The following is a 26,126-nucleotide window of genomic DNA, read 5'->3' as shown; positions in this document are numbered from 1 at the left end:
TTCAGTTCCTCACGAAAGTAGGTCGCCAAGCCAGCGCATAGCGCTCCAGCGTGCGCATGAAGTCCCGTGCATCACTGGCCAGGTAACCGATACCGGCAGTGGTGTTGATCTGTTCGACGAACACCAGTGCCAGCCACGAGATACCCAATGAATAACGCAAGCCAACAAAAAATGAGGGCAGCGAACCCGGCAGAATCACGTGCCAGATCAGCTCGCGACGATTGAGACCCAAGGTATTGGCGGCCTCGATCAGTTTCGGGTCGATGCTGCGAATGCCGGAGAACAGGTTCAGGTACACCGGAAACGTGGTGCCCATGACGATCAGCGCGATCTTGGTGAACTCACCGATGCCGAACCAGAGAATGAACAGCGGCACCAGCGCCAGCGAAGGAATAGTGCGCAGCATCTGCATCGGCGAATCCAGTATCACTTCACCACGCTTGGACAAGCCGGTGATCAGGGCCGCCACCACCCCGATACTGACGCCAATACTCAGGCCGAGCAGTGCGCGCTGCAACGACACCCAAAGGTGTTTACCCAACTCCCCGGAAACGATCATCGCCCATAACGTGCCGCCAATCTGCGACGGCGCGGCAATCACCCGCGCTGGAATCAAGCCTGTCTGCGATGCCAGCTCCCAGAGCAGTAGCAGGACGACAGGGCTGATCAGTCGGATGACGAAGTCGGGCGCGCGCCAGCGTTTATGCGTCCCTGCGCGCCGACCCGAGGGTGTGTCAATTCGCTCAGCCTTGCTGACCGTAAAGAAACCAGCATTTGCGCGCTGGGGATCGAGGATGTTTTCGGACATTAGGCATCCCTCCTGAAAAGACCGGGGCTGAACAACGCCCGATTCAATGATGTTGGCCTCATGCTATTCGCATAAAAAACGCCAGTAAAATTCTTTTTAGGAATAACCTAATGATTAAAATTATTAATTTTTATAAATTTTAAAATACATAATTTTTATAATTAACTTAGACCCAAAAAGAATTTCACACCCTCCATCTATCCCCCTATGTTGCAGGTACACGACCGCCTCAATCATAGACAGAAGGGAGCGCTTTCCATGAGCATCGAATTCATCGGTTTCATCGCCACTCAGCCGGGCTCGGAAATCCATCCCCGTAGCGGCCCGACCGTTCAGCCCGAATACGTGGAGAAAGTAGCGAAGGCCCATGAGGACGCCGGTTTCGACCGCGCACTGGTGGCCTACCACTCCAATAGCCCGGACAGTGCTTTTGTCGCCGCCCACGCGGCCAGCGTCACCACTCGCCTGCAATTTCTGGTAGCCCATCGTCCAGGCTTTATTGCCCCTACCGTGGCTGCCCGGCAGTTCGCCACGCTGGACGTGTTCAATGGCGGGCGCACTGCGGTGCATATCATCACCGGAGGCGACGACAAGGAACTGCGCGCTGACGGCAGCTTCATTGGTAAAGACGAACGCTATGCGCGCACCGATGAATACCTGTCCGTGGTGCGTCAGGAATGGACCCGTGAGACGCCCTTCGATTACCAAGGCATTTATTACCAATTCGAGGCCGCCCATTCGGCAGTGAAATCCCCGCAACTGCCACACATCCCGCTGTACTTTGGCGGTTCCTCGCCAGCCGCCATCGCGGTGGCGGGCAAGCATGCGGACGTTTATGCACTGTGGGGCGAGACGTACGAGCAAGTCCGCGAGGTGGTCAAACAGGTCCGCGCCGAAGCCGCCAGGCATGGCCGCACGATTCGCTTCAGCCTGTCACTGCGCCCGATTCTCGCTGAAACCGAAGAGCTGGCTTGGGCCCGCGCCGACAGCATCCTGCAAAAAGCCACGGCGCTGGCGCAGGCCAATGGTTTCGTGCGTCGAGAACCGCCGAACGAAGGCTCACGTCGCCTGCTGGCAGCGGCCGCCCAAGGTTCACGCCTGGACAAACGCCTGTGGACCGGCATCGCCGGACTGCTAGGTGCCCAAGGCAACTCCACAGCGCTGGTGGGGACACCGGAGCAAGTCGCCGAAGCACTGCTCGACTACTACGACCTGGGTATTACCACCTTCCTGATCCGTGGTTTCGACCCGCTGGACGACGCCATCGATTACGGCAAAAAACTCATCCCCCTGACCCGTGAGCGGGTGGCCAGGCGCGAACGTGATGCGCGGGAACAGGTGGCGTGAAACATAGAAAAGCGCAGCCCTTGACCCAGGATTGCGCCTTTTTTTATCTCTTCCCGATCAGCGACTGCCGACCATCCAGGCTCACGCGACGTTGCGGCTTCTCTTCAATGATTCAGCCACCAGACTACCAAACGAGGCCACCGGGGCTTGCAGGTTGCCGAGGAACCGCGGGTAGATCAGCCACAGGTCCATGACCGGCTTGAAATCCTTGAGCGGCATGATCGCCAGTTGATCGCGATGCGCACTGCGTTCCAGCAACGGTCGCGGCACCAGGCCCAGGCCCATGCCGTCGGCGACCAGCCCCAGTTGCAGCTCGGTGCCGAAGGTTTCCAGATTGACCTTCAACGTCAGCCCCTGATCCGACAAGGTGCGTTGCAGGCCAGCGCGGAAGCCGCAACCGTCGGGATTGAGCACCCAGCCCTGCTCATAACAGTCAGCCAGTTTGCACGGCTTTTTCGGCAGGGCCTGTTTAGCGCAGACCGCCACCAATTCCATCTTGCCGATGGACTCACCCATGATATTTTCCGGAAAGATCTTGCCTGCCGGAAACAATGCAGCCGCCGCGTCCAGTTCCCCCTTTTCTATCTTGCCAATCAGGTAGCTGCCCCACCCCGTCACCACCTGCGCACGCAAGTCGGGGAATTCAGCACGCAGGTGCTTGAGCGCATCGAGCAGCACCACGTCGCCAATGGTCTGTGGAACACCCAGGCGCAACAGGCCGCTGGGCGGTGTATCACTGGCGACCAACTCCCGTAGCGCGTCCATTTCCCGCAGGATCGCCTGGCATTGTTGATAAACCTGTGTGCCCATCACGGTGGGTTTGAGCGGTTTGGTATTGCGGTCGAACAACTCGACGCCCAGCGCCTGCTCAAAATTCTGCACCCGCCGGGTAATCGCCGGCTGAGTCAATTGCAACGACTCAGCCGCATGGCTGATCGATTGGCAGCGAATCACTGCCACGAAGGCATCGATATCATCAATTTTCATTCGGACCGTACATAAGAAGGGAAGAAAGAAATGTATAAAAAGCATAATTCCATTAGCACAACCCTGCAAAGCCCCCCCGTCCTCTGTAGGAGCGCGCTTACAAAAAAAGGAATTAAATGCATTTTCGTTATAACCTAATCATTAAAAAATAGCATATTAAACCCCTGCATTATGTTTATATTTCTTAGACCCACCTATTCAGCACTGGCCTCGGAAAACACATGACTCAGACTCGACACCCGGAACGACTCAGGGCCTTCATCGGCGCACTGGCCGAGTTGATCGACAGCCATCCCCGTGAAGGCGACCTGCTGCATCGCAGCGGCAAGCTGCTGGCGCAACTGGTCAGCTTCGACGACTGGCTGCCCGATGATTTTGCTACTCCCGACCCGCAACGGTATCAGCAGTTTCTCCTGCACGCGGACTCCCGACAGCGGTTTTCCATTGTGAGTTTTGTCTGGGGACCGGGGCAGTCCACGCCGATCCACGACCATCGCGTCTGGGGCTTGATCGGCATGTTGCGCGGGGCTGAATATTCCCAGGGCTATGCCCGCAGCGAGGGCGGTCGACTGGAGAAAGAAGGGCCAGCCATCCGCCTGGAACCAGGCCAGGTCGAAGCCTTGTCGCCGCGCAGCAACGATATCCATCAGGTCAGCAACGCGTTCAATGATCAGGTTTCGATCAGCATCCACGTTTACGGCGCCAACATCGGCGCGGTGCGGCGGGCGGTGTATCAGCCTGACGGCAGCGAAAAACTATTCATCTCCGGCTATTCCAACGCCTTTCTCCCGAATATCTGGGACCTGTCAAAAGAGAACCAAGCCCAATGAGCACTGTAGCTACCCGGTCCTTCACCGATATTCGCCGTGCGCTGCTGGCCCATGAAGAGCTGGTACTGGTCGATGTCCGCGAAGAAGCGCCCTTCGCCGAAGCGCATCCTTTGTTCGCCACCAATATCCCGCTGTCGAAACTCGAACTGGAAGTCTTTTCGCGTATTCCCCGACGCGATACCGCTGTCACCGTTTATGACAATGGCGAAGGTCTGGCGCAGGTTGCCGTGCAGCGCTTGCAAGACCTGGGCTACAGCGACGTGAGGCTACTCGACGGTGGCCTGCAAGGCTGGCGCGATGCCGGCGGCGAGCTGTTTATCGACGTCAACGTACCGAGCAAAGCCTTTGGTGAACTGGTGGAAAGCCAACGCCATACCCCATCACTGGCGGCCGAAGACGTGTTGGCCCTGCTCGAGGCCAAGGCTGACGTGGTGGTGCTGGACGCCCGCCGTTACGACGAATACCAGACCATGAGCATCCCCAGCGGCATCAGCGTGCCGGGCGCCGAACTGGTGCTGCGCGCACGGGAACTGGCACCCGACCCCAGCACCCGAATCATCGTCAACTGCGCTGGCCGTACCCGCAGCATCATCGGCGCCCAATCACTGGTCAATGCCGGCCTTCCCAACCCGATCTCGGCCCTGCGCAATGGCACCATCGGCTGGCTGCTGGCCGGGCAAAAACTTGAGCACGGCCAGGCCCGTCGTTTCGCCACGGTGGGCGAAGACACCCGCGAACTGGCCAGCGCCGATGCGCGCAAAGTGGCGGATAAAGCCAAGGTCCAGCGCGCCACCCGCAACGATGTGCAACGCTGGCAAGCCGAGAACAAACGCAGCACCTACCTGTTTGATGTGCGTACCCCCGAAGAATTTGTCCAAGGCCATCTGCCTGGCGCCCGCTCGACACCCGGCGGGCAACTGGTGCAGGAAACCGATCACTTCGCCAGCGTGCGGGGCGCCCGGTTGGTACTGGTGGATGACGACGGGGTACGCGCCAACATGTCCGCGTCGTGGCTTGCCCAGCTGGGGTGGGAGGTGTTTGTCGTCGATGATCTGCGCGCCGACGACTTCACTGAAAAAGGCGAATGGAACGCCCCCGCCCCAACCCCACCTCAAGTCGAAGAAATCAGTGCCGAAACCCTCGCCCAATGGCACAGCCATGGCGACGTGGCGGTGCTCGATTTCACCGCCAGCGCCAACTACGTCAAGCAGCATATTCCCGACGCCTGGTGGGCGTTGCGTGGGCAGTTGAAGGACGCGCTGACCAAGGTGCCTGCCGCTGAACGCTACGTGCTGACCTGTGGCAGCGGCCGCCTGGCGCGCCTGGCCGTGGCCGACGTCGAGGCCCTGACCGGCAAACACGTGTTCCTGCTCAAGGGCGGCACCGCCACCTGGATCGCAGCGGGGTTCCCGGTAGAAACCGGCGAACGCCATCTGGCCTCGCCACGGATTGATCGCTACCGCCGACCGTATGAAGGCACCGATGCCCCACGCGAAGCCATGCAGGCGTACCTGGACTGGGAATACGGCCTGGTCGATCAGCTCGCTCGCGACGGGACCCATGGTTTCTTTGTGATCTAAACGCTGCGTGATCTAAACGCTGCACAAGGCGCGGTCCACCTGATCGCGCCACTGCATCTTTGAACCCGATCCCTGTCAGCCAACGCTGATCCAGGCGTCCATGCAATAAGGGAAACCTTCGATGAGCCTTTCAACCCTTCGCCCATCTGTTGTGCGACAGACCACTGCAGCCCCCGAATCGCCTGCAGCCTTCGAGGCCCGACTGGCGACCCTCAGCGCTGTGCTGGCGGAGACGGCCGAACGTTATGACCAGAGTGGCGCCTTCCCCCACGAGAATTTCCGCCTGCTGCACGAACATGGCCTGCTTGCCCTGACCGTCCCCTCAGAACTGGGCGGCGGCGGGGCCGATCTGGTTCGGGCGCAGCACGTCATCAGCGCCGTGGCCAAAGGCGAGCCATCAACCGCACTGATTCTGGTGATGCAATACCTGCAGCATTCGCGCCTGCAGGAGAGCAAAAGCTGGCCGCATGATTTGCGCTTGCGTGTTGCCGAAGAGGCCGTACGTGATGGCGCGTTGATCAATGCCCTGCGGGTCGAACCCGACCTTGGCACCCCGGCCCGTGGTGGTCTGCCCGCCACCACCGCCCGGCGCACCGCTGAAGGGTGGCGCATCAGCGGCAGCAAGATCTACTCCACCGGCAGCCATGGTCTGACCTGGTACAGCGTGTGGGCACGCAGCGATGACCAAGACCCGCTGGTCGGCGCCTGGTTGGTGCACAAGAACACGCCTGGCGTTCGTATCGTCGAGGACTGGGACCACTTGGGCATGCGCGCCACGTGCAGCCATGAGGTGATCTTCGAGGACGCGCTGGTGCCATTGGAACATGCCGTCAGCGTCAGCCCATGGAGTGCGCCCAAAGCAGAACTCGATGCGTCCGGGCTGCTGTGGATGTCAGTGTTGCTGTCCTCGGTTTACGACGCCATCGCCCACTCGGCCCGTGACTGGTTGGTGAGCTGGCTGGAGCAACGCAAACCTTCCAGCCTCGGTGCAGCGCTGTCGACCCTGCCACGCGTCCAGGAAACCGTCGGGCACATCGACACCCTGTTGTTCGCCAACCGCAACCTGCTGGACTCTGCTGCGCAGGGCCTGACCCCTGCCGTGCACGCAGCGCAGATTAAATACCTGGTCACCGGCAACGCGATCCGCGCGGTGGAACTGGCCATCGAAGCGGCCGGCAATCCTGGTCTGTCACGCAAAAATCCGCTGCAACGGCATTACCGCAACGTCTTGTGCGGACGCGTCCACACCCCACAAAACGATGCCGTATTGGCAGGCGTCGGCAACGCCGTGTTCGCGCAGCGTCAAACGGTGGGTAGCGACAATGTGCCGGACAGGGGTTCTGAGCGATAAATGCTAAAAAACGCACACACAAAAACGCCGCTCAATGAGCGGCGTTTTTGTTTGTATATGGAGCGGGAAACGAGACTCGAACTCGCGACCCCGACCTTGGCAAGGTCGTGCTCTACCAACTGAGCTATTCCCGCAAATGGCGTCCCCTAGGGGACTCGAACCCCTGTTACCGCCGTGAAAGGGCGGTGTCCTAGGCCACTAGACGAAGGGGACGCTGCCCGAAACATACAGAGTATGTTCCAGTGTCCAAAGCATGATCCTAAGACCCTGCCTTGGTTTCACCAGCCCTGCCCGAGAGCAAGACTGCTTAAAAATGGAGCGGGAAACGAGACTCGAACTCGCGACCCCGACCTTGGCAAGGTCGTGCTCTACCAACTGAGCTATTCCCGCAATATGGCGTCCCCTAGGGGACTCGAACCCCTGTTACCGCCGTGAAAGGGCGGTGTCCTAGGCCACTAGACGAAGGGGACACACGTACAACATTCACTACTTATTTGCGTTTCGCTGTGTGCTTTACGCTGTAAGTGGCGCGCATTCTATGGAGACAGAGGCTAGCCGTCAACCCCCTTCTATAAATATATCTAAATCAATGACTTCCCTGCTTTTGAGATCTTGGCCAGCGCGGACACGTGCCTGATTATCCGCGCCGTTAGTTTGACGAGTGCCCACTGCACCTATCGGCAAAAAGCCTTAACCACTACACTCGACGTACACTACCCGAACGAGGTTTCAACGGTGACCCCACTCACGATCACCCTGCTGATAGTCGCTGGCATTGTCATTCTGATTGCCATCGGTTTCCTTAACCACGTATCGGAAAACAATAAGCTGGAAAAGGCCCGCCTTAAAGTCGAGCTGCATGACCGCCTGCGTCGTTGTGGCGAGATCACCGAAACCTTTCCCGGCCAATTGATGACGCCAGCCCTCAAGCTGCTGTTGACGCGCCTGGAACTCAATATAAACCAGCGTTTGCTGGCGCTGGACAAGGGCAACAGCCCCCTCAATAAACGTTCAGGCGAGCTCGTGGCGCTGGTGGATAAGGGTTATGCGATTCCGATCAACAACCCACCCGGCCCAATCCTGACCGAAGCCAAGGCCAAAGACGTGCGCTTTCTATTAGAAGCCTTGCACGGACAGGTCACGCGTGCTGCCCACGAGGGTTTCTTGCCGACCAACGAAGCCAAGCAATGGATCAAGGAAATCCGCAACATTCTGGTTCTGCTGCACATCGAGTTCTTCAATAACCTGGGTCAACTGGCGCTCTCCCAAGACCAGCCCGGTCAGGCGCGACTGGCGTTCGAACGCGGCGTGCAATACCTACGCAAACAACCGGATCAGAACATCTATCAGAACCAAATCAATCAGATGGAGATACTGCTGGCACGCACCAACTCCATGGTATTGACCGACACTGCGCCCGTCGAAGGCGAAATAAATGCATTGACCGACGGATTGAAGGCCGTCGAAGCAGACGCGGACTGGAAGAAAAAAGTCATCTACGACTGAGTCACGCTTCAGGGCAGACAGGCCCGATGCCTGTCCTGCCCGTCGCCTCACTGGCTCACTGGCTCTGTATAGAGCGTCAACGGTTGCGTAACATCCCGTCAATCGCAGGTGGTCAGCCTTAGAAAAATAGCTGCCAGCAGTTCTACGCCTGCCTGATCCTGCTCGGAGAAGCGCCCGACTCGAGGGCTGTCCAGATCCAGCACGCCGATCAACCGCCCGTCTTTGACCAAAGGCACGACCAGTTCGCTATTCGATGCACTGTCACAGGCAATGTGCCCGTCGAACGCATGGACATCCTCGACCCGCTGAGTCTGGCGGGTGGCCGCCGCCGCGCCGCAAACGCCACGACCAAACGGGATTCGCACACAGGCGATCTGCCCCTGGAAAGGCCCAAGGACCAGCTCTTCATTGCGAGCCAAATAGAAGCCGGCCCAGTTCAAGTCATCGAGTTGACTGAACAAAAAGGCAGAAAACTGTGCGGCATTGGCAATAAGGTCACGCTCGTCCGCCAGCAGCGACTCCAACTGCGCGGCGAGCAAACCGTAGCCATTCAGGCCAGCGCCGGTGTTTTGTAAATCGATCATGCTTGCTGCTCCAACAATTTTAGTCCTACCCAATAACGCGCAAATTGATAAGCGCAGCGACCGTTGCGATTGCCGCGTCCGGTCGCCCAGCGGACCGCTGTGATATCCAGCGCCTCATCGCGCTGCCACTCAAGGCCGGACGCTGATGCCAATTCACCGATCCAGTGCTCGACCACGCTCAGAAAGTGTTCCTGAGTGAAGGGATAGAACGATAGCCACAAGCCAAAACGGTCAGACAAGGCAATCTTGTCTTCCACTGCCTCGCTGGGGTGCAGCTCGCCGTCGACCCGCTGCCAGTTCTCGTTATCGCTTTCTTTCTCCGGCACCAGATGGCGACGGTTGGACGTGGCGTACAACAGCACGTTGTCCGGCGCCTGTTCCAGCGAGCCGTCCAGCACACTTTTAAGCACACGGTAATCGCTCTCGCCTGCCTCGAACGACAGGTCATCGCAAAACAGCACGAAGCGTTGCGGCAAGCTCTGCAACTGCTCCACCACACGCGGCAGATCGCCCAAGTGATCGCGCTCGATCTCGATCAGACGCAAACCGCGCTGATGGTTTTCAGCTAAAAGAGCACGGACCAACGAAGACTTGCCAGTCCCTCGCGAGCCCCAGAGCAAGGCATGGTTGGCTGGCAGACCATCGATGAACTGCCGGGTATTACGCGCCAGCTGATCGCGCTGTCGATCCACACCGATCAGGTCAGACAGGCGCATGTCCAGGCTGACATGCAATGGCATCAAGTAACCACTGCGACCTTCCTGCACCCAGCGCGCGGCCAAGGAGTGCGTCCAGTCAACCGGCCTGCGGGGTGCCGGCAATAGTGGCTCCAGACGCGCCAGTACCGCATCGGCGCGTTCGAGAAATGCATTCAACCGAGAGTCCACGATGTCTCCTTAATTAAACTGAATAAAGGCAAGGCCTGATCGGCTATGCTTTCCCGGCAAAAGAACACAAGGAATGGCGCCGCCCCATGGATATATCGTTCACCAACCGCCTGTCGTTCAAGCAAGCGCGTCTGACAGTGCTGGTCGGTTTCATTTTGGGGACCGTGCTTAGCCTGGCTCAAATCACCCTCGATTATGCCAGCGAAGATGCCTCCATCGATCGCGAAATTCGCTCTTTGCTGGAAATCAGCCACAACCCGGCCTCGCGAATTGCCTACAACATTGACGCCGAACTTGCTGAGGAACTGATCCAAGGCCTACTGCGTTCCCCCGCCGTCACGGGCGCATGGATCAGCGACAACAATAACGCGGTGCTTGCCCGTGCCGAACGCCCCCGAGAGCAGGGTCGCTATCGGATAATCAGCGACTTTCTTTTTGGTGAAAATCGTCAGTTCGAAGATATCCTGCATTTGAACCACATGCCCAACGACTCGATCGGCACGTTGCACCTGGATATCGACACCTTTGCGTTTGGCAGCCACTTCCTGGAACGCGCCGAGATCACCCTGATCAACGGATTTGTACGCAGCTTCCTGCTGAGTGGGATCTTCCTGGTGATGTTTTATATGACCCTGACCAAACCCCTGGTGGGGGTGATCCGCGCACTGAGCCGCAGCGACCCACGCAGCCCAGTGCAGACCCGACTGCCTTGCCCGCCAGACCACGAACAGGATGAGATCGGTGTCCTGGTGCACGCCGCCAATGAGCAGTTTGAAACAATCGCCAGCGAGTTCGCCCATCGCCAGGTTGCAGAGAACCTCCTCACCGACCATCTGAGCGAGCTGGAAAACATCGTTTCAGCGCGCACCACCGAACTCAAGGCCAGCAATACCCGCCTCAGCCAATCCAACGAGGAGCTGCAGGTTGCGCGCAGCACTGCCCTGGACATGGCCCAGGCGCGCTCGGCCTTCCTGGCCAACATGAGCCACGAAATCCGCACCCCGCTTAACGGCCTGCTGGGCATGCTCGCCCTGTCTCTGGACAGCCCACTCAACACCGAACAACGCCAGCAACTGTCCATTGCCCATGACTCGGGCAAGGTACTGGTGGAGTTGCTCAACGATATTCTCGACCTGTCGAAGTTCGATGCCGGCCAGCTTGAGCTTGAGCATATCGCTTTCGACCTGAGCGCACTGGTCGAAGACACCGCTAACCTGCTGTCACAAAACACAGCACCCGGCGTCGAATTAACCTGCCTGATCGACCCGCACTTCCCCGCACTGGTACTCGGCGACCCCACGAGGGTTCGACAAATCGTCAGCAACTTGCTGTCCAATGCACTGAAATTTACCCGCCTTGGCCGCGTCGATGTGCGCCTGAGCGCACACAATGATGGCGTACGGATCGAAGTTAGGGACACGGGAATAGGCATCGCCGAGGACGCCCAGACAAAAATCATCCAGCCCTTCACTCAGGCCGCAGCGGACATCACACGTCAGTTTGGCGGCACCGGACTTGGGCTGGCGCTCACCAACAATCTGTGTGGCGCCATGAACGGCCACCTGAGCATTGAGTCCCAGGTGGGGTTCGGCAGTCGGTTCTGCGCCGACCTGCCTTTGCCCAGCCATACCCCGGCACCGGCTTTCGGACCTATCAAAGGCAGGGTGATTGCCATCAGTCCGGCCAGTAGCGGCCTGACAGAGTTACTGACGAGCCTATTGCCCAACTGGGGCATCGAGTACCGGCGCTACAGCATCGGCGACAGCCTTTATGGCCTTGAGCCCGACCTGCTGATCACTGACTGCCCGGAATGCCTGTTCGGCCTGCGCCCGGCCATCAAAGCGCCGATCCTGCTGATCACGGCTTATGGCAACTTCATGCCCTACGACCAAGTCAGCGCCCTCGCGCCATTACAGCAACAGGCGCGTCCGCTGGCACGCAATGCGCTGTATCAGACCCTGCGACGGACGTTACAAACGGATGAATCGGGCAACCACGAACTGTTACTCGGTAACCCGCCGATGCCGCGCCGAGCGCGCGTCTTGCTGGTCGAAGACAATCCGGTCAATCAACTGGTGGCCAAGGGTATCCTGAGCAAGCTTGGCTGCGATGTTGTCGTCAGTGGGCATGGCGCTGATGCGCTCGAACAGCTTGAGCATCAGAACTTCGATCTGATACTGATGGACTGCAACATGCCGGTCATGGATGGCTATGAAGCCAGTCGCCAGATCCGCCAGAGCGGACGCTGGCCGCAACTGCCGATCATTGCCCTGACGGCCAACGCCATGCCTGAAGAACGCGAACGCTGTCGCGCGGCGGGCATGAGCGACTACCTGGCCAAGCCCTTCCGCCGCGAAGAACTGATCAGCCTGCTGGATCAGTGGCTGCCGGTTGTGCCGAACGCAGCCCCCTTGTAGATGTTGGTCTGCCCACTCTCATCAAACAACCTATAACCAGTTGAAAAATAAAGAATAAATGTTATCGAATTTTCAGCCAAACGCTGACCCTGTAGGAGCTGACTTGTCTGCGAATCGGCTGCGAAGCAGTCGCAAAATGGCTGAATTCACCACCGCATGAAGGTCCTCCGGCCCTTTTCGCAGACAAGTCAGCTCCTACGCCCTCCGGGCAGAATCGCAACCAGTTTGCTGCGCGACATCGCAGCGTCGAAGACGCGGCGAGGCCTCTTATCAAACAGACTTTTAATCTTTTAAAAACAATGTGTTGGCGCTGGTCTTGATGTGTATATCCGGCATCTACCGAAAACACTTGCCCCTCCATACGGATCCTCGCCTAGGCTCGGACTTCCCTCGCTCCGGCGTTCTGGAAACGGGGCCTTACCGTAATTCGACAGTCAATTCACTTAAAAACTAAAGGAAAATCAAGACCCCGGTGGGAGCGAATTTATTCGCGAAGGCGTCTTATCTGACACACCACCACCGATCACACCACACAAATCACAACCCAGTTTGCTGCGCGACAGCGAGGCGTCGAGACGGGGCGGGGCCTCCTACAGCAACGCTTCTATTTCGCTGGAGAGGTCTTCCGGCTTGGTCAGGGGTGCAAAGCGCTTGACCAGCTTGCCGTCCTTGCCGATCAAAAACTTGGTGAAGTTCCACTTGATGCGCCTGGAGCCCAGCAGGCCCGGCGCCTGTTTTTTCAACTGGACGAATAAGGGGTGCGCGTTGCTGCCATTGACGTCGATCTTCTTGAACAGCGGAAAACTGACCCCGAAATTCAATTCACAAAACTCGGAAATGGCCCCTTCATTCCCCGGCTCCTGATGGCCGAATTGATTGCACGGGAAGCCCAGCACTACCAGACCTTGATCCTTGTAACGCTGCCAAAGCTTTTCCAGCCCCTTGTACTGTGGGGTGAAACCGCACTTGCTCGCCGTATTAACCACCAATACTGCCTTGCCAGCAAAATCGGCCAACGTCTTTTGCTCGCCTTTGATGGTCGTGCATGGAATGGTCAGCAGATTGTCGCTCATGGCAAAGCCCTCAAAGAGTGGAGTGTAGATGAAAAGTAGTGCGCAATTAAATTGCGCACAAGCCAATTCACCCCATCAATATCACGGCATAACAAAAGGGACCATCAGCCCCTTATTCCCTTGGCACCAGGTCCAGACACACCGAATTGATGCAATAACGCAGACCTGTCGGCGGTGGACCGTCGGGAAACACATGACCCAAATGGGCATCACACTTGGCGCAGACCACTTCAGTGCGGATCATGCCGTGGGTCATGTCGCGGATTTCGACGACCGCACTGCCTTCCAGAGGCGCGTAGAAGCTTGGCCAGCCGCAACCGGAATCGAATTTAGTCTTGGAATCGAAGAGTGCCTCGTTGCAGCACACGCAGTGATAGACACCGGCGGTCTTGGTACTGTTGTACTTCCCGGAAAACGGGCGTTCGGTCGCTTTCAGGCGACAAACGTTGTACTGCTCAGGATCAAGCATCGCCTGCCATTCTTCACAGGTTTTTTCCAACTTTTCCACGGGTACACCTCCACATCTGAAAAAGCCCGATCTGTATCTTTTCCGCGGATCGGGCGGCACGTATCATTGCGCCTCGTTAGACGCCAGTCTGTCACCCGTGTTTCGCGCATACAAATCCATTTTCATGGCGCTATGCTCGGCCATCCAGGCTATGTGAATACAGTGGATCGTCCATTTTCGGGATCAATCACCATGCAGGTCAGCAAATCGAACAAGCTCGCCAACGTCTGTTATGACATTCGCGGCCCAGTGCTCAAGCACGCCAAACGCCTGGAAGAGGAAGGCCATCGCATCCTCAAGCTGAACATCGGCAATCCCGCGCCATTTGGTTTCGAAGCGCCGGACGAAATCCTGCAGGACGTGATCCGCAATCTGCCGACGGCACAGGGCTACAGCGACTCCAAAGGTCTGTTCAGCGCACGCAAGGCGGTGATGCAGTACTACCAGCAGAAGCAAGTGGAAGGCGTCGGCATTGAAGACATCTACCTGGGCAATGGCGTCTCCGAGCTGATCGTGATGTCGCTGCAGGCCCTGCTCAACAATGGCGATGAAGTACTGATCCCGGCACCCGATTACCCGCTGTGGACCGCGGCCGTTTGCCTCGCCGGTGGCAGTCCCGTGCATTACCTGTGCGACGAACAGACGTATTGGTGGCCAGACCTGCAGGACATCAAGGCCAAGATCACACCGAACACCAAAGCCATGGTCATCATCAACCCGAACAACCCGACCGGCGCGGTCTACCCCAAAGAAGTGCTGATGGGCATGCTGGAACTGGCACGCCAGCACAACCTGGTGGTGTTCTCCGACGAAATCTACGACAAGATTCTTTACGACGACGCCGTACACATCTGCACCGCTTCTTTGGCGCCCGACCTGCTCTGCCTGACCTTCAACGGCCTGTCCAAGTCATACCGCGTCGCGGGCTTCCGGTCGGGCTGGGTTGCCATTTCCGGGCCCAAGCACAACGCCCATAGCTACATCGAAGGCATCGACATGCTGGCCAATATGCGCCTGTGTGCCAACGTGCCAGCCCAACACGCGATCCAGACCGCACTGGGCGGCTACCAGAGCATCAATGACCTGTTGCTGCCACAGGGGCGCCTGCTGGAGCAACGCAACCGGACCTGGGAATTGCTCAATGACATTCCCGGCGTCAGTTGCGTCAAGCCGATGGGCGCGTTGTATGCGTTCCCACGCATCGACCCGAAAATCTGCCCGATCCACAACGACGAAAAGTTCGTTCTCGATCTCCTCCTGTCAGAAAAGCTTCTGGTCGTTCAGGGCACCGCCTTCAACTGGCCATGGCCAGACCATTTCCGCGTAGTGACCCTGCCGCGTGTCGATGACCTGGATCAGGCGATCGGCCGCATCGGCAACTTCCTCAAGACCTATCGCCAGTAAGCGGACGAGTCATCCCCTGCCTTGCGCGGTCTGAACGGGCCGCGCAGCCTGCACCCGGGTCTTTTCAGTGCTCGCGACGCTCTAACTCGCGAGCCGTTCGACTATGCTTAATTATCAACAGGGGCAGGCAAATGACACAGTTTGAAATAGTCCCCTGGTTGAATAGCTGCAGGCATCCCCTTATATACCTCGCATCACGCTACCTATTTTCATGAGGAGTACGTTTCAACCATGATGCGCATTTTGCTGTTCTTGGCCACTAACCTGGCGGTCGTGCTGATTGCCAGCATCACCCTGAGCCTTTTTGGCTTCAACGGGTTCATGGCGGCCAATGGGGTTGATCTGAACCTCAATCAGCTGCTGGTTTTCTGCGCTGTATTTGGTTTCGCCGGCTCGCTCTTCTCGCTGTTCATCTCCAAGTGGATGGCGAAAATGAGTACCAGCACCCAGATCATTACCCAGCCACGCACTCGCCATGAGCAATGGCTGTTGCAAACCGTTGAGCAGTTGTCCCGCGACGCCGGGATCAAGATGCCTGAGGTTGGCATCTTCCCCGCCTACGAGGCCAACGCCTTCGCCACAGGCTGGAACAAGAATGACGCACTGGTCGCCGTCAGCCAGGGTCTGCTGGAGCGCTTTTCGCCCGACGAAGTGAAAGCCGTGCTGGCGCACGAAATCGGCCACGTCGCCAACGGTGACATGGTCACCCTGGCGCTGGTGCAAGGCGTGGTGAACACCTTCGTGATGTTCTTCGCACGAATCATCGGCAACTTTGTCGACAAGGTGATATTCAAGAACGAAGAAGGTCAGGGCATGGCCTACTACATCGCGACTATCTTCGCCGAACTGGTATTGGGCTTCCTCGCCAGCACCATCGTGATGTGGTTCTCGCGCAAACGCGAATACCGGGCGGACGAAGCCGGGGCGCGCCTGGCAGGCACCAACGCGATGATCGGCGCCTTGCAGCGCTTGCGCTCGGAACAAGACGTGCCGGTGCAAATGCCCGACAGTCTGGCCGCGTTCGGTATCAATGGAGGCCTCAAGCATGGGCTGGCCGGGCTGTTCATGAGCCACCCTGCACTGGAAGACCGAATCGAGGCGCTTCGTCGTCGCGGCTGATAAGCTTCAGACAGTGTTACGAGAGGGCGACGCGAGTCGCCCTTTTGTTTTATCCGGATCAGGGAGTAAACCGCCATGCGCCAGTTCGCCCTCGCCTGCATCGCCCTGTTCGCCCTGAGCGGCTGCCAAAGCGCGTACTTCGCCGCCATGGAAAAAGCGGGCATCCCAAAACGGCAAATGCTGGTCAGTCGGGTTAACGACGCACGCGACGCACAGCAAGACGCCAAGCAACATTTCACCAGCGCGCTGCAGAACTATCGCAGCGTGGTGCAATTCAATGGCGGAGACCTGGAGAAGCGCTACAACGCGCTGAATGATGATTACCAAGCCAGCGAAAAGAGCGCCGCTGCCGTGCACCACCGCATCGGCGCCATCGAAAACGTGGCCGACGCATTGTTCGACGAATGGAATGACGAACTCGATCAATACAGCAACAAAGACCTGCGCGCCGCCAGCGCCAAGGAGCTGGCTCGCACCCAGACCGAATACCGCGAATTACTACAGAAGATGAAAACCGCTGAAAGCCGCATCGAGCCGGTACTTAGCGTATTACGCGATCAAGTGCTGTTCCTCAAGCACAACCTCAACGCCCAGGCGATTGGCGCGCTCAAGGGTGAGTACAGCAACCTGCAAGGCAATGTCGATCAACTGCTCAAAGACATGCAGCGCTCAATCGACGATTCCAATACGTTTGTCCGCCACCTACAGGGCCGTACGATGCAGTAGGCGATAGGCCCGCTCCTCAAGCCGCGTAACGCCGCCCTGCAGGAATCTCCAGCTCTTGCCCAGCACATCGCACTCATCAAGAGTGTCCAACTGCCAGTCCGCTGCCAGCAACTGCTGCATTTCCGCATCAGGCACTGAAAACGGTGGTCCGTCGATTTGAGTCTGATCGTAGTCCAGGGTGATCAGCAACCCTTGGCACCCACGGGGCAAAATCTGCGTGAGATGCCGTGTATAGCGTTGGCGCATCTCGGGTGGCAGCGCGATCAAGGCCGCACGATCATAAAGCCCTGCACACTCGACGACATCATCCTTCGTAAGGGCGAAAAAATCTCCGCACCACAGCTCAATAGACTCAGCGCTATAGACCTTGAACGGCCCTCGCTGGCTGATGTGCGCATCCAGTTGCTGCTCACTGAAGAAATCCTCTACCGCCTTTTCCGACAGCTCGATACCCAGCACTTGAAACCCTTGGCCAGCCAACCAGGCCAGATCAAGACTTTTACCGCACAGCGGCACCAATACCCGAGCATGTTCTTTTAGCTCAAGATCAGGCCAGAAACGTTGCAGATAAGGATTGACCTCGCCCAAGTGAAAGCCAATCTGATCAAGTGCCCAGCGTTTGTGCCAAAACTCCGGCTGCATAAATACTCCTGATAATTCGATAGAAAGACGTTAAAACTTATATTAGATTTAGATCAATGTTCTGCCTGAAGATAGCCCCATCTTAACGCTCAGGACGCTCACTATGTTTCCCAGCTTATTTATCTCTCATGGCTCACCGATGCTCGCGCTGGAACCTGGCGAGAGCGGTCCCGCACTCGCTCGCCTGGCCGCCGAACTGCCGAGGCCGCGTGCCATTGTGATGGTATCCGCCCACTGGGAAAGCCAGGAGCTGCTGGTCAACGGCAACCCACAACCGGAGACCTTGCATGACTTCGGGGGCTTTCCGCCTGCCTTGTTTGCCGTGCAATACCCGGCGCCCGGTTTACCGGAGCTGTCGGCACAGGTGGTTGAACTCCTCACTGCCAGCGGCCTACCTGCGCGAATCGACAGCCAGCGACCGCTTGACCATGGCGTCTGGGTGCCGCTGTCGTTGATGTACCCGCAAGCCGATATTCCCGTGGTACAGGTTTCGCTGCCCACCCGCCAGGGCCCTGCCCTGCAAACCCGGGTCGGTCATGCCCTCGCCAGCCTGCGTCAGCAGGGTGTGTTGGTGATCGGCTCTGGCAGCATCACCCACAACCTGCGCGAACTGGACTGGCACGCCGGGCCGGAAAGCGTCGAGCCCTGGGCCAAAGCGTTTCGTGACTGGATCGTTGACAAGCTGGCGAGCAATGACGAATCCGCCCTGCACGATTATCGTCGTCTGGCGCCCTACGCCGTTCGCAACCATCCCAGCGATGAACACCTGCTGCCGCTATTCTTCGCACGCGGCGCTGGCGGCGAATTCAGCATTGCGTACCAAGGCTTCACCATGGGCGCGCTGGGGATGGACATTTATCGGTTTGGGTGAGAGCTGATACACCGCGTCAAGCTAATCGCGGCGGCGAAGACGCGGCGAGGCCTCTTATCAAACAACCTATAAGTAATTGAAAAACAAAGTATAAATGTCATTATATTTTCAGCAAAACGCAGATTCGTAGGAGCTGCCTAAGGCTGCGATCGACCGGGAACCGGTCGCTTTGCCATACGGATCCTCGCTCCGGCCTTCTGGAAAAGGGGCCTGGCCGTAATTCGGTAGTCAATTCACTCCAAATCCCTAACGGCAGCTCAAAATCTCTCTGTAGGAGCAACCGGGACGCGCAGTCTTGTTCGCGAAGGCGGCTTATCTGACACACCACCAATCACGACACACAAATCGCAACCCAGTTTGCTGAGCAGACGCTCGAGGCCATCTTCCGGCAGCTCTACCAGGCTGAAACTCCAGGTTACCGAATTACCTTTGACCGGGTTCGGGCTGGGCAGCAAGCTCCCCGGCTCGACATAAAGTGATACAGGGACTTGTCATGAACAAGGATGACCCAAAAGATCCTTTCAACCGCTTTAGGCTCTCTAATCGAAATCTTCCCAACGGTGGTGGCTCGTGGGCAGCCTGGAATAAACCCTCTGAGCCAGAGCGGGTTTACATCGCGGAAGATCGATGGCCGGCCCCTAAGGAACGTACAGACCTGGTCTTTGCCAAGTCCTGCATTTCTGGCGGATGGTGCCGCACTAACGCCGGTACTGCCCCAGAGCCTACCTCCAACTTCGGAAACGTGATGGTGGCGGGCGCCATGCTCTTTCCATCTGCGAGCACCGCTATAGCGACGGCCCTCGGTGCCGATCTGGCGCTGGGGCGCATGGCCGGGGGTGGAATCATGCAGCGGGGCTTCAATTGGGCAATACGCGGCGCGGGCGGGCCTGCCAGCATTTTCATACTGGGAATGCTGCCGGCCAAAATGGGCGACGGCACACTCCACACCGACGACCAGTTGCGCAGTATGAGTCGCGCGCCCACGCGTGTGCGCTTCCAGTTCCGCCGCGACGCCGAGGGCACGCTACAGGTCTACGGCATTCACACCTCCGCATCAGGTGATGACACGGTACGCACGGTGCAGGCTACGTGGAACGCCGATAAAACCGCATTGGAGGCCAAGCTCAACGGCATCACCATCCTGTGGACCCCGCAACGCGGAGGACTGGGAGCAATCCCGCCGTTGATTTATCCCGACAACAATGGCGAACGGTTGGGCACTATCCTGGTCCATCCGATCCAGGAAGACACAGACTCGCAGATTGAAGGCCTTCCCGGCGAAGACATCACCACTGATGACTGTATTCTGGTGTTTCCGGCAGATACGGGGCTGAACTCAGTGTATGTGGTGTTTGCTCGGCCTATTGGCGGCGACCACAGCTATCACCCTGCCCCCAAAGGGCTGACGGCTTTTCCGGATGCAACACGTGCAAAACAGAAGTCTAGCGTCCAAGGCGGTGGTAAAAAACGTAGCCGATGGAAAGATCGTAAGGGCCGATATGAATGGGATTATGAGAACGGCAGGGTTGAGCTGTATGACAGCCAAGGTAAGCATTTAGGGGAGTTCGACCCTCAGACAGGAGAACGAACAAAGGACGCCGAGCCAGGGCGAACCACACCTAAGTAAATCTGAAGGAAAAATCATGTTTTTAGAAATCACAGGTTTTCTGGTAGACGACGTCGAAGACGACTCAATCAAATTTGAGCTCGATGTGGACCCGGAGTTTGAGCAAGCGGTAATGGACGTATTAGGCTGGGAAAGTTTAGAAACAGAGGTCGCAGGTGAACTTCCTTTGACGATTACGCAGGTTCAGCAAATCGCCGCTGTTATCAAGGAACCGCTACCGACGAACCTAGACCTGTTCATAGGGGTGCGCGCATAGCCAAAGCATCTCTTGCGCCTGATCCGATGCCTTCGCAGCGGGACGCGTAGTTGCAAGCCTGCTCCCACCGGTTTTGTGCCCACAGGCAAAAAAAATCCCCGAACCAGTCGGGGATTTTTTTGTTCAGACGATCAGCTCAAGAGCAGATCAGTCTTCGCGATAGCGACGCAGCTTCAACTGCTTGCCAGCAACGCGGGTGTCTTTCAACTTGGTCAGCAGACGCTCGAGGCCATCTTCCGGCAGCTCTACCAGGCTGAAGCTATCGCGCACCTGGATGCGGCCGATTGCTTCGCGGGCCAGGCCGCCTTCGTTGAGGATTGCACCCAACAGGTTTTTAGCCGCGATACCGTCACGCGCACCCAGCGCGGTACGGCAACGAGCACGGCCTTCCGCCAATGGAACCGGAGCACGACGCTCACGATCAGCACCGCTGCGCTCAGGACGATCACCCGAAGATGAACGATCGCTACGCTCACGTGGCGCGCTGGTTGGAACCAGTGGGCGATCACGTTCGATGGCTGCCAGGGTCAATGCTTGACCGTTGGTAGCTTTGCGCAACAGAGCAGCGGCCAGGGCACGTGGGCTGCAACCGATATCGGCAGTCAGGCGATCAAGCAGATCACCGTGGGTCGACTCAGCGTCAGCAACCAGTGGCGCCAGGCTGTTAGTCAATTTCTTGATGCGAGCATCGAGAACAGCTTGAGCATCCGGCAGGCGGACTTCAGCAACTTTCTGACCGGTAACACGCTCGATCACTTGCAGCATGCGGCGCTCACGTGGAGTCACCAACAGCAATGCACGACCTTCGCGACCGGCACGGCCAGTACGGCCGATACGGTGAACGTAGGACTCTGGATCGTAAGGCATGTCCACGTTGAATACGTGGGTGATACGCGGAACGTCAAGACCACGGGCAGCAACGTCGGTCGCGACCACGATGTCCAGACGGCCGTCCTTGAGCGATTCAATGACGCGTTCACGTTGGTTCTGAGCAATGTCACCGTTCAGCGCAGCGGCTTTGTAGCCTTTGGCTTCCAGGGCGCTGGCCAGATCCAGAGTCGCTTGCTTGGTCCGCACGAACATGATCAGTGCGTCGAAGTCTTCCACTTCCAGCAGGCTCAGAACAGCAGAGGTCTTCTGGTCAGCGTGAACCAACAGGTGAGCCTGTTCGATCGCGGTAACGGTCTGGGTCTTGGTCTGAATCTTGACGTGCTTCGGATCGCGCAGATGGCGCTCAGCGATGGCACGGATAGATTGTGGCAAGGTGGCCGAGAACAGAACGGTCTGGCGGGTTGCTGGCAAGGCCTTGAAGATAACTTCGAGGTCGTCCATGAAACCCAGCTTCAACATTTCGTCTGCTTCGTCGAGAACCAGGTGGTTCACGGTAGAGAGGACTTTTTCGTCACGGCGAAGGTGATCGCACAGACGACCCGGCGTGGCGACAACGATCTGCGCGCCATTACGGATAGCTTTCAATTGCGGGCCCATCGGCGCACCGCCGTAGACAGCCACAACCGTTACACCTGGCATTTGCTTGGCGTAGGTTTCGAAAGCGGTGGCTACTTGCAGGGCCAGTTCGCGAGTTGGTGCAAGAATCAGCGCTTGTGGCTCGCGTTTGGTCGGGTCGATGCGATGCAGGATCGGCAGGGCGAACGCAGCGGTTTTACCCGTACCGGTTTGCGCCTGACCAATCATGTCGTGACCGGCCATGATGATCGGGATAGATTGCTGCTGAATAGCCGAAGGCTCTTCGTAGCCAGTCGCGATAACGGCTGCAAGAATAGTAGGGTGTAGTTCAAAAGCGGCGAAGCCGCCGATTTCCTGGGTCATGGGTCTGCCTCTAGTGCATCCGCAAAGACCCATGTTCCAAAGCAGCGCGTGCCGTGTAAGACCCTAGAGTCGCCCTGGCTGCTTTGTCGGCGGGGATTTGCGAAAACGTTTGAATGAATGGATCGTCAAGGATAGTCCGCAGAGCGAACAAGCAGCCGAAGCTGGCTTCGGGGAATTGCAATACCTGAACGAGGGCCCTGTTAAAGGCCGGCGCGCACTATACCGGAATTACGCACAAAAGGGAGGGTTTTTTAACAAAATAATGGCTGTGCGTCCGTCCGTCGCAGCCTTTGCGCAAATTCGCCGCAGTGTCTATTTTGCAAAGGCCCGGTATCGCTAGGCCACGCTGCTAAAACGGTTCACCGTTCCTGGTGTTCCTCGCACGCCCAATACCCCTCAGCGCACAAGGATTATGCCTATGCCCTCCTCCTCCATCGGCCGTGTCAGTCGCGAACAGCAGGGTCATGTCATGTTGATCGGCCTGGATCGCGTCACCAAACGCAACGCCTTTGATCTTGACCTGCTCAATGACCTGAGCCTCGCCTATGGGGAATTCGAACGCAACGATACGGCGCGAGTGGCCGTGGTGTTCGGCCATGGCGAGCATTTCACCGCAGGCCTTGATCTGGCTGCGGCCGGACCTACTCTCGCCAGCGGCTGGGAAGTGCCCGAGGGTGGCTGCGACCCTTGGGGCGTGTTCACGGGGCCCAGGGTCAGCAAGCCAGTGATCGTCGCCGCGCAGGGTTACTGCCTGACCATCGGCATCGAGCTGATGCTCGCCTCGGACATCAACCTGTGCGCCAGCAACACCCGCTTCGCGCAAGTGGAAGTACAGCGCGGTATTTTTGCCTTTGGCGGTGCCACCTTGCGCCTGCACCAACGTGCGGGGTGGGGCAATGCCATGCGCTGGCTGCTGACCGGCGATGAGTTCGACGCGCATGAGGCCTATCGAATAGGCCTGGTCCAGGAAGTCATGGCCAGCGAGGATTTGCTGCCCCGTGCGATAAAACTGGCCGCACGCATTGCCGAGCAAGCACCGTTAGGGGTCAGGACCACGCTGGCTTCAGCCCGTCAGGCACTGCTGGAAGGCGAGACCGCGGCGGCGAAAAATCTGCCCGCGCTCATACGCAGCGTGATGGACAGCGAAGACGCCAAAGAAGGCGTACGAGCGATGCTGGAACGCAGGCCCGGCGACTTCAAAGGCAACTAACGGCCCAGGGCGATCAGGTCGCCGGGCGGATGACCTTGATCAACGGCAACAGCGAATAACCGAGGCGCGGCGCGAGGGTTTCGGCGCGCTCGGTCAGTTGTTGCAGGTCCAGCGTCTGTTCCAGGTCCGCAGGCACCATCAGAATCACGTTGCCCTCCTTCACCGGCAGCTCCCAGTAATGGCGGTGATAAAGACCGCGCAACAGCGCAGCACCCAAGGGCTTACCGTCATCGGTAGCCCATTGGTTGATCACCAGCCAGCCGCCCGGATTGAGGTGTTTCTGACAGTTTTCCAGAAATTGCCAGGCCAGGTGGCCTACACCTGGCCCCAGATCGGTGTACAGATCAACGAAGATCAGGTCAGCGGTTTCGGCACTGGCGAGCAATTCCAGGGCATCGCCAATGCGTATGTACAGGCGCGGGTCGTCATTCAGACCGAGAAACTCGATGGCCAGCCGTGGTACGTCAGGGCGCAACTCGATGGCTTCGACGTCTTCCAGCGGCAGAAACTTGAGGCAAGCCTGGGTCAATGTCCCCGCGCCAAGGCCTAGAAACAGCGCAGTTTCCGGAGCTTCGTGGCACAGCGCGCCAATCAGCATGGCGCGGGTGTAGTCGTACTCCAGCCAGCTAGGGTCGGCGGTGAACGTGCAGCTTTGCTCGATGGCATCGCCGAACTCGAGGAAGCGATACTCGTCCACTTCCAGCACGCGAATCATGCCGAAATCATCGTGCACTTCAGCCAGTACACGCTCCACCCTCTCCTCAGTCATTGCCTCTCCTATCAAATAACCTGTAACCAATTGAAAAATAAATAAAATTTTCAGAAAAGCGCTGATCCCTGTAGGAGCTGACTTGTCTGCGATCTAGTGCGAAGCGCTAGCAAAAATAGTGAGATCACTGCCGTTGGAAGGTCGTTCCGACCTTATCGCAGACAAGTCAGCTCCTACGCCCCTCTGGGCAGAATCGAGACCGAGCTTGCTGTACGACAGCGCGGATTGTCCGCGAACAAGGCCCGAGAGGTCACGTTAATTATTGATAGAGCCTGCAGCCCCATCCGCTGGCACCCAGGCACTGAACTGCTACCATGGCGGTCCGACCGCACTGACTTAGAGTTCACCATGAGCCAACCCTGGAGCCCCGACAGCTGGCGGGCAATGCCTATTCAGCAGCAACCTCAATACCCCGACGCCGCGCACTTGTTGCGTGTCGAGCAGAGCCTGGCCGGTTATCCGCCGCTGGTGTTCGCAGGAGAAGCCCGGGAGTTGCGGCGTCAGTTTTCCGAGGTAACCCAGGGTCGTGCGTTTTTGCTGCAAGGTGGCGACTGCGCAGAAAGTTTTGTCGAGTTCTCCGCCGCGAAGATTCGCGACACCTTCAAAGTGTTGCTGCAAATGGCCATCGTCATGACGTTTGCCGCTGGCTGCCCAGTGGTAAAAGTCGGACGCATGGCCGGTCAGTTCGCCAAACCGCGCTCCTCCAATGATGAAACCATTGGCGGCGTGACGCTCCCGGCCTACCGGGGCGATATCGTCAACGGCATCGGTTTTGATGAAAAAAACCGCGTGCCCGATCCAGACCGTCTTTTGCAGGCGTATCACCAGTCCACCGCAACCTTGAACCTCCTGCGTGCGTTCGCCCAAGGCGGTTTTGCCGACCTGCATCAGGTACACCAGTGGAACCTGGACTTCATCGCCAATTCGGCGCTGGCCGAAAAATACAGCCAACTGGCCAGCCGCATCGACGAAACCCTCGCGTTCATGCGTGCGTGCGGCATGGACACCTCGCCGCAGTTGCGTGAAACCAATTTCTTCACCGCCCACGAAGCCTTGCTGCTGAATTACGAAGAAGCGTTCGTGCGCCGCGACAGCCTGACCAACGATTACTACGATTGCTCGGCGCACATGCTGTGGATCGGCGACCGCACGCGGCAACTGGACGGTGCGCATGTCGAGTTCCTGCGTGGGGTCAAGAACCCTATCGGGGTCAAAGTCGGCCCGAGCATGGACCCCGAGGACTTGATCCGCCTCATCGACACGCTCAACCCAGACAACGATCCAGGGCGCCTGAACCTGATCGCACGCATGGGTGCGAACAAGGTTGGCGATCACCTGCCGCAACTGATTCGGGCGGTCGAACGTGAAGGTCGCAAGGTGCTGTGGAGCTCCGACCCGATGCACGGCAATACGATCAAGGCCAGCAGCGGCTACAAAACCCGTGACTTCGCGCAGATTCTCACCGAGGTCAAACAATTCTTCCAGGTGCATCAGGCCGAAGGCACTTACGCCGGGGGTATCCATATCGAGATGACCGGGCAAAACGTCACCGAATGCATCGGCGGCGCACGCCCGATCACCGAAGACGGCCTGTCGGATCGCTACCACACCCACTGCGACCCACGGATGAACGCCGACCAGTCGCTGGAATTGGCATTTTTGATTGCCGAGACATTGAAGCAGGTAAGGCACTGATCCTGTGGGAGCGAATTCATTCGCGAATGCTGCATTACAGCCGACAGATTTCTATCGGATGTACCGGCCTCTTCGCGAATGAATTCGCTCCCACACGGA

The 26,126-nt window shown here is 58.1% G+C and carries 23 protein-coding genes and 4 tRNA genes; 14 read left to right on the top strand and 13 right to left on the bottom strand.

Annotated elements, in window-relative coordinates:
- Window position 1 precedes the first annotated feature (1 nt).
- Entirely contained in the window at window positions 2–808 is an 807-nt protein-coding gene (locus tag AC1ME2_RS20850; protein WP_480436423.1) for an ABC transporter permease, read from the bottom strand.
- 258 nt (window positions 809–1,066) lie between these two features.
- Here AC1ME2_RS20850 and AC1ME2_RS20845 point away from each other — a divergent pair, with 258 nt between their 5' ends.
- Window positions 1,067–2,155 carry an LLM class flavin-dependent oxidoreductase gene (locus tag AC1ME2_RS20845; protein ID WP_480436422.1) on the top strand — a complete coding sequence of 363 codons (1,089 nt, stop codon included), beginning with the start codon at window positions 1,067–1,069 and terminating at the stop codon, window positions 2,153–2,155.
- 81 nt (window positions 2,156–2,236) lie between these two features.
- On the opposite strand, the gene AC1ME2_RS20840 is transcribed toward AC1ME2_RS20845, so the two are convergent.
- Window positions 2,237–3,142 carry a LysR family transcriptional regulator gene (locus AC1ME2_RS20840; protein WP_480436420.1) on the bottom strand — a complete coding sequence of 302 codons (906 nt, stop codon included), beginning with the start codon at window positions 3,140–3,142 and terminating at the stop codon, window positions 2,237–2,239.
- Between the two features lie 221 nt (window positions 3,143–3,363).
- Here AC1ME2_RS20840 and AC1ME2_RS20835 point away from each other — a divergent pair, with 221 nt between their 5' ends.
- From AC1ME2_RS20835 to AC1ME2_RS20825, 3 genes are all read left to right on the top strand, one after another.
- Complete coding sequence (locus AC1ME2_RS20835) at window positions 3,364–3,972, top strand: cysteine dioxygenase family protein (protein ID WP_480436419.1); 609 nt, start codon at window positions 3,364–3,366, stop codon at window positions 3,970–3,972.
- Window positions 3,969–5,552: a rhodanese homology domain-containing protein gene (locus tag AC1ME2_RS20830; protein ID WP_480436417.1), complete on the top strand. Its 1,584-nt coding sequence runs from the start codon at window positions 3,969–3,971 to the stop codon at window positions 5,550–5,552. Before AC1ME2_RS20835 ends, AC1ME2_RS20830 begins: the two co-directional genes overlap by 4 nt.
- Window positions 5,553–5,673: 121 nt before the next feature.
- Window positions 5,674–6,903 carry an acyl-CoA dehydrogenase family protein gene (locus AC1ME2_RS20825; RefSeq protein WP_480436415.1) on the top strand — a complete coding sequence of 410 codons (1,230 nt, stop codon included), beginning with the start codon at window positions 5,674–5,676 and terminating at the stop codon, window positions 6,901–6,903.
- 58 nt (window positions 6,904–6,961) lie between these two features.
- Here the strand turns inward: AC1ME2_RS20825 and AC1ME2_RS20820 are convergent.
- The 4 genes from AC1ME2_RS20820 to AC1ME2_RS20805 all read right to left on the bottom strand — a co-directional run bounded on the left by AC1ME2_RS20820 (window position 6,962) and on the right by AC1ME2_RS20805 (window position 7,373).
- Window positions 6,962–7,037 (bottom strand) — tRNA-Gly (locus tag AC1ME2_RS20820).
- A 3-nt stretch (window positions 7,038–7,040) separates the two neighbouring features.
- Window positions 7,041–7,116 (bottom strand) — tRNA-Glu (locus tag AC1ME2_RS20815).
- 101 nt (window positions 7,117–7,217) lie between these two features.
- Window positions 7,218–7,293: transfer RNA gene (locus tag AC1ME2_RS20810), tRNA-Gly, on the bottom strand.
- A 4-nt stretch (window positions 7,294–7,297) separates the two neighbouring features.
- Window positions 7,298–7,373 (bottom strand) — tRNA-Glu (locus AC1ME2_RS20805).
- A 265-nt stretch (window positions 7,374–7,638) separates the two neighbouring features.
- Between AC1ME2_RS20805 and AC1ME2_RS20800 the strand changes: the two genes are divergently transcribed.
- Entirely contained in the window at window positions 7,639–8,409 is a 771-nt protein-coding gene (locus AC1ME2_RS20800) for a hypothetical protein (RefSeq protein WP_480436414.1), read from the top strand.
- A 98-nt stretch (window positions 8,410–8,507) separates the two neighbouring features.
- Here the strand turns inward: AC1ME2_RS20800 and AC1ME2_RS20795 are convergent, their stop codons facing one another.
- Together AC1ME2_RS20795 and AC1ME2_RS20790 are read right to left on the bottom strand one after the other, a co-directional pair.
- The gene (locus AC1ME2_RS20795; protein WP_480436413.1) at window positions 8,508–8,993 is read right to left on the bottom strand and encodes a GAF domain-containing protein; all 486 of its coding nucleotides are present in this window, start codon (window positions 8,991–8,993) and stop codon (window positions 8,508–8,510) included.
- Window positions 8,990–9,880, bottom strand: coding sequence for an ATP-binding protein (locus AC1ME2_RS20790; protein ID WP_480436411.1), 891 nt, complete (start codon window positions 9,878–9,880; stop codon window positions 8,990–8,992). Before AC1ME2_RS20790 ends, AC1ME2_RS20795 begins: the two co-directional genes overlap by 4 nt.
- Window positions 9,881–9,966: 86 nt before the next feature.
- On the opposite strand from AC1ME2_RS20790, the gene AC1ME2_RS20785 reads away from it, so the two are divergent.
- On the top strand, window positions 9,967–12,297 hold the full coding sequence (locus AC1ME2_RS20785) for a hybrid sensor histidine kinase/response regulator (protein WP_480436410.1): 2,331 nt from the start codon (window positions 9,967–9,969) through the stop codon (window positions 12,295–12,297).
- Window positions 12,298–12,887: 590 nt separating this feature from the next.
- Here AC1ME2_RS20785 and AC1ME2_RS20780 read toward each other — a convergent pair.
- Together AC1ME2_RS20780 and msrB are read right to left on the bottom strand one after the other, a co-directional pair.
- Window positions 12,888–13,370, bottom strand: coding sequence for a glutathione peroxidase (locus AC1ME2_RS20780; protein ID WP_480436409.1), 483 nt, complete (start codon window positions 13,368–13,370; stop codon window positions 12,888–12,890).
- 112 nt (window positions 13,371–13,482) lie between these two features.
- Window positions 13,483–13,878: a peptide-methionine (R)-S-oxide reductase MsrB gene (gene msrB / locus AC1ME2_RS20775; protein WP_480436408.1), complete on the bottom strand. Its 396-nt coding sequence runs from the start codon at window positions 13,876–13,878 to the stop codon at window positions 13,483–13,485.
- Between the two features lie 192 nt (window positions 13,879–14,070).
- On the opposite strand from msrB, the gene AC1ME2_RS20770 reads away from it, so the two are divergent.
- The 3 genes from AC1ME2_RS20770 (at window position 14,071) to AC1ME2_RS20760 (ending at window position 17,127) form a co-directional block, all read left to right on the top strand.
- Window positions 14,071–15,282, top strand: a complete 1,212-nt coding sequence (locus AC1ME2_RS20770; RefSeq protein WP_480436406.1) for a pyridoxal phosphate-dependent aminotransferase — start codon at window positions 14,071–14,073, stop codon at window positions 15,280–15,282.
- Window positions 15,283–15,513: 231 nt separating this feature from the next.
- Window positions 15,514–16,401: a protease HtpX gene (htpX, locus tag AC1ME2_RS20765; RefSeq protein WP_480436405.1), complete on the top strand. Its 888-nt coding sequence runs from the start codon at window positions 15,514–15,516 to the stop codon at window positions 16,399–16,401.
- 75 nt (window positions 16,402–16,476) lie between these two features.
- Window positions 16,477–17,127, top strand: coding sequence for a DUF2959 domain-containing protein (locus AC1ME2_RS20760; RefSeq protein WP_480436403.1), 651 nt, complete (start codon window positions 16,477–16,479; stop codon window positions 17,125–17,127).
- On the opposite strand, the gene AC1ME2_RS20755 is transcribed toward AC1ME2_RS20760, so the two are convergent.
- A complete protein-coding gene (locus AC1ME2_RS20755; RefSeq protein ID WP_480436401.1) occupies window positions 17,104–17,769 on the bottom strand; it encodes a thiopurine S-methyltransferase in 666 nt (221 codons plus the stop codon). The two genes, AC1ME2_RS20760 and AC1ME2_RS20755, sit on opposite strands and share 24 nt — an antisense overlap.
- A 103-nt stretch (window positions 17,770–17,872) precedes the next feature.
- Here AC1ME2_RS20755 and AC1ME2_RS20750 point away from each other — a divergent pair, with 103 nt between their 5' ends.
- From AC1ME2_RS20750 to AC1ME2_RS20740, 3 genes are all read left to right on the top strand, one after another.
- Window positions 17,873–18,640, top strand: a complete 768-nt coding sequence (locus AC1ME2_RS20750) for a DODA-type extradiol aromatic ring-opening family dioxygenase (protein ID WP_480436400.1) — start codon at window positions 17,873–17,875, stop codon at window positions 18,638–18,640.
- Between the two features lie 493 nt (window positions 18,641–19,133).
- Window positions 19,134–20,267 carry an S-type pyocin domain-containing protein gene (locus AC1ME2_RS20745; protein WP_480436398.1) on the top strand — a complete coding sequence of 378 codons (1,134 nt, stop codon included), beginning with the start codon at window positions 19,134–19,136 and terminating at the stop codon, window positions 20,265–20,267.
- 16 nt (window positions 20,268–20,283) lie between these two features.
- Window positions 20,284–20,523, top strand: a complete 240-nt coding sequence (locus tag AC1ME2_RS20740) for a pyocin S6 family toxin immunity protein (RefSeq protein ID WP_480436396.1) — start codon at window positions 20,284–20,286, stop codon at window positions 20,521–20,523.
- Window positions 20,524–20,670: 147 nt separating this feature from the next.
- Here the strand turns inward: AC1ME2_RS20740 and AC1ME2_RS20735 are convergent, their stop codons facing one another.
- Window positions 20,671–22,353: a DEAD/DEAH box helicase gene (locus tag AC1ME2_RS20735; RefSeq protein ID WP_480436394.1), complete on the bottom strand. Its 1,683-nt coding sequence runs from the start codon at window positions 22,351–22,353 to the stop codon at window positions 20,671–20,673.
- A gap of 412 nt (window positions 22,354–22,765) precedes the next feature.
- Here AC1ME2_RS20735 and AC1ME2_RS20730 point away from each other — a divergent pair, with 412 nt between their 5' ends.
- Complete coding sequence (locus tag AC1ME2_RS20730) at window positions 22,766–23,563, top strand: crotonase/enoyl-CoA hydratase family protein (protein WP_480436393.1); 798 nt, start codon at window positions 22,766–22,768, stop codon at window positions 23,561–23,563.
- A gap of 13 nt (window positions 23,564–23,576) precedes the next feature.
- On the opposite strand, the gene AC1ME2_RS20725 is transcribed toward AC1ME2_RS20730, so the two are convergent.
- Window positions 23,577–24,332: a spermidine synthase gene (locus AC1ME2_RS20725; protein ID WP_480436392.1), complete on the bottom strand. Its 756-nt coding sequence runs from the start codon at window positions 24,330–24,332 to the stop codon at window positions 23,577–23,579.
- Between the two features lie 348 nt (window positions 24,333–24,680).
- Here AC1ME2_RS20725 and AC1ME2_RS20720 point away from each other — a divergent pair, with 348 nt between their 5' ends.
- On the top strand, window positions 24,681–26,027 hold the full coding sequence (locus AC1ME2_RS20720) for a class II 3-deoxy-7-phosphoheptulonate synthase (RefSeq protein ID WP_480436390.1): 1,347 nt from the start codon (window positions 24,681–24,683) through the stop codon (window positions 26,025–26,027).
- Window positions 26,028–26,126 lie beyond the last annotated feature (99 nt).

Source organism: Pseudomonas sp. ASL9, assembly GCF_056680335.1.
This window is presented reverse-complemented; position numbering and strand designations above follow the sequence as displayed.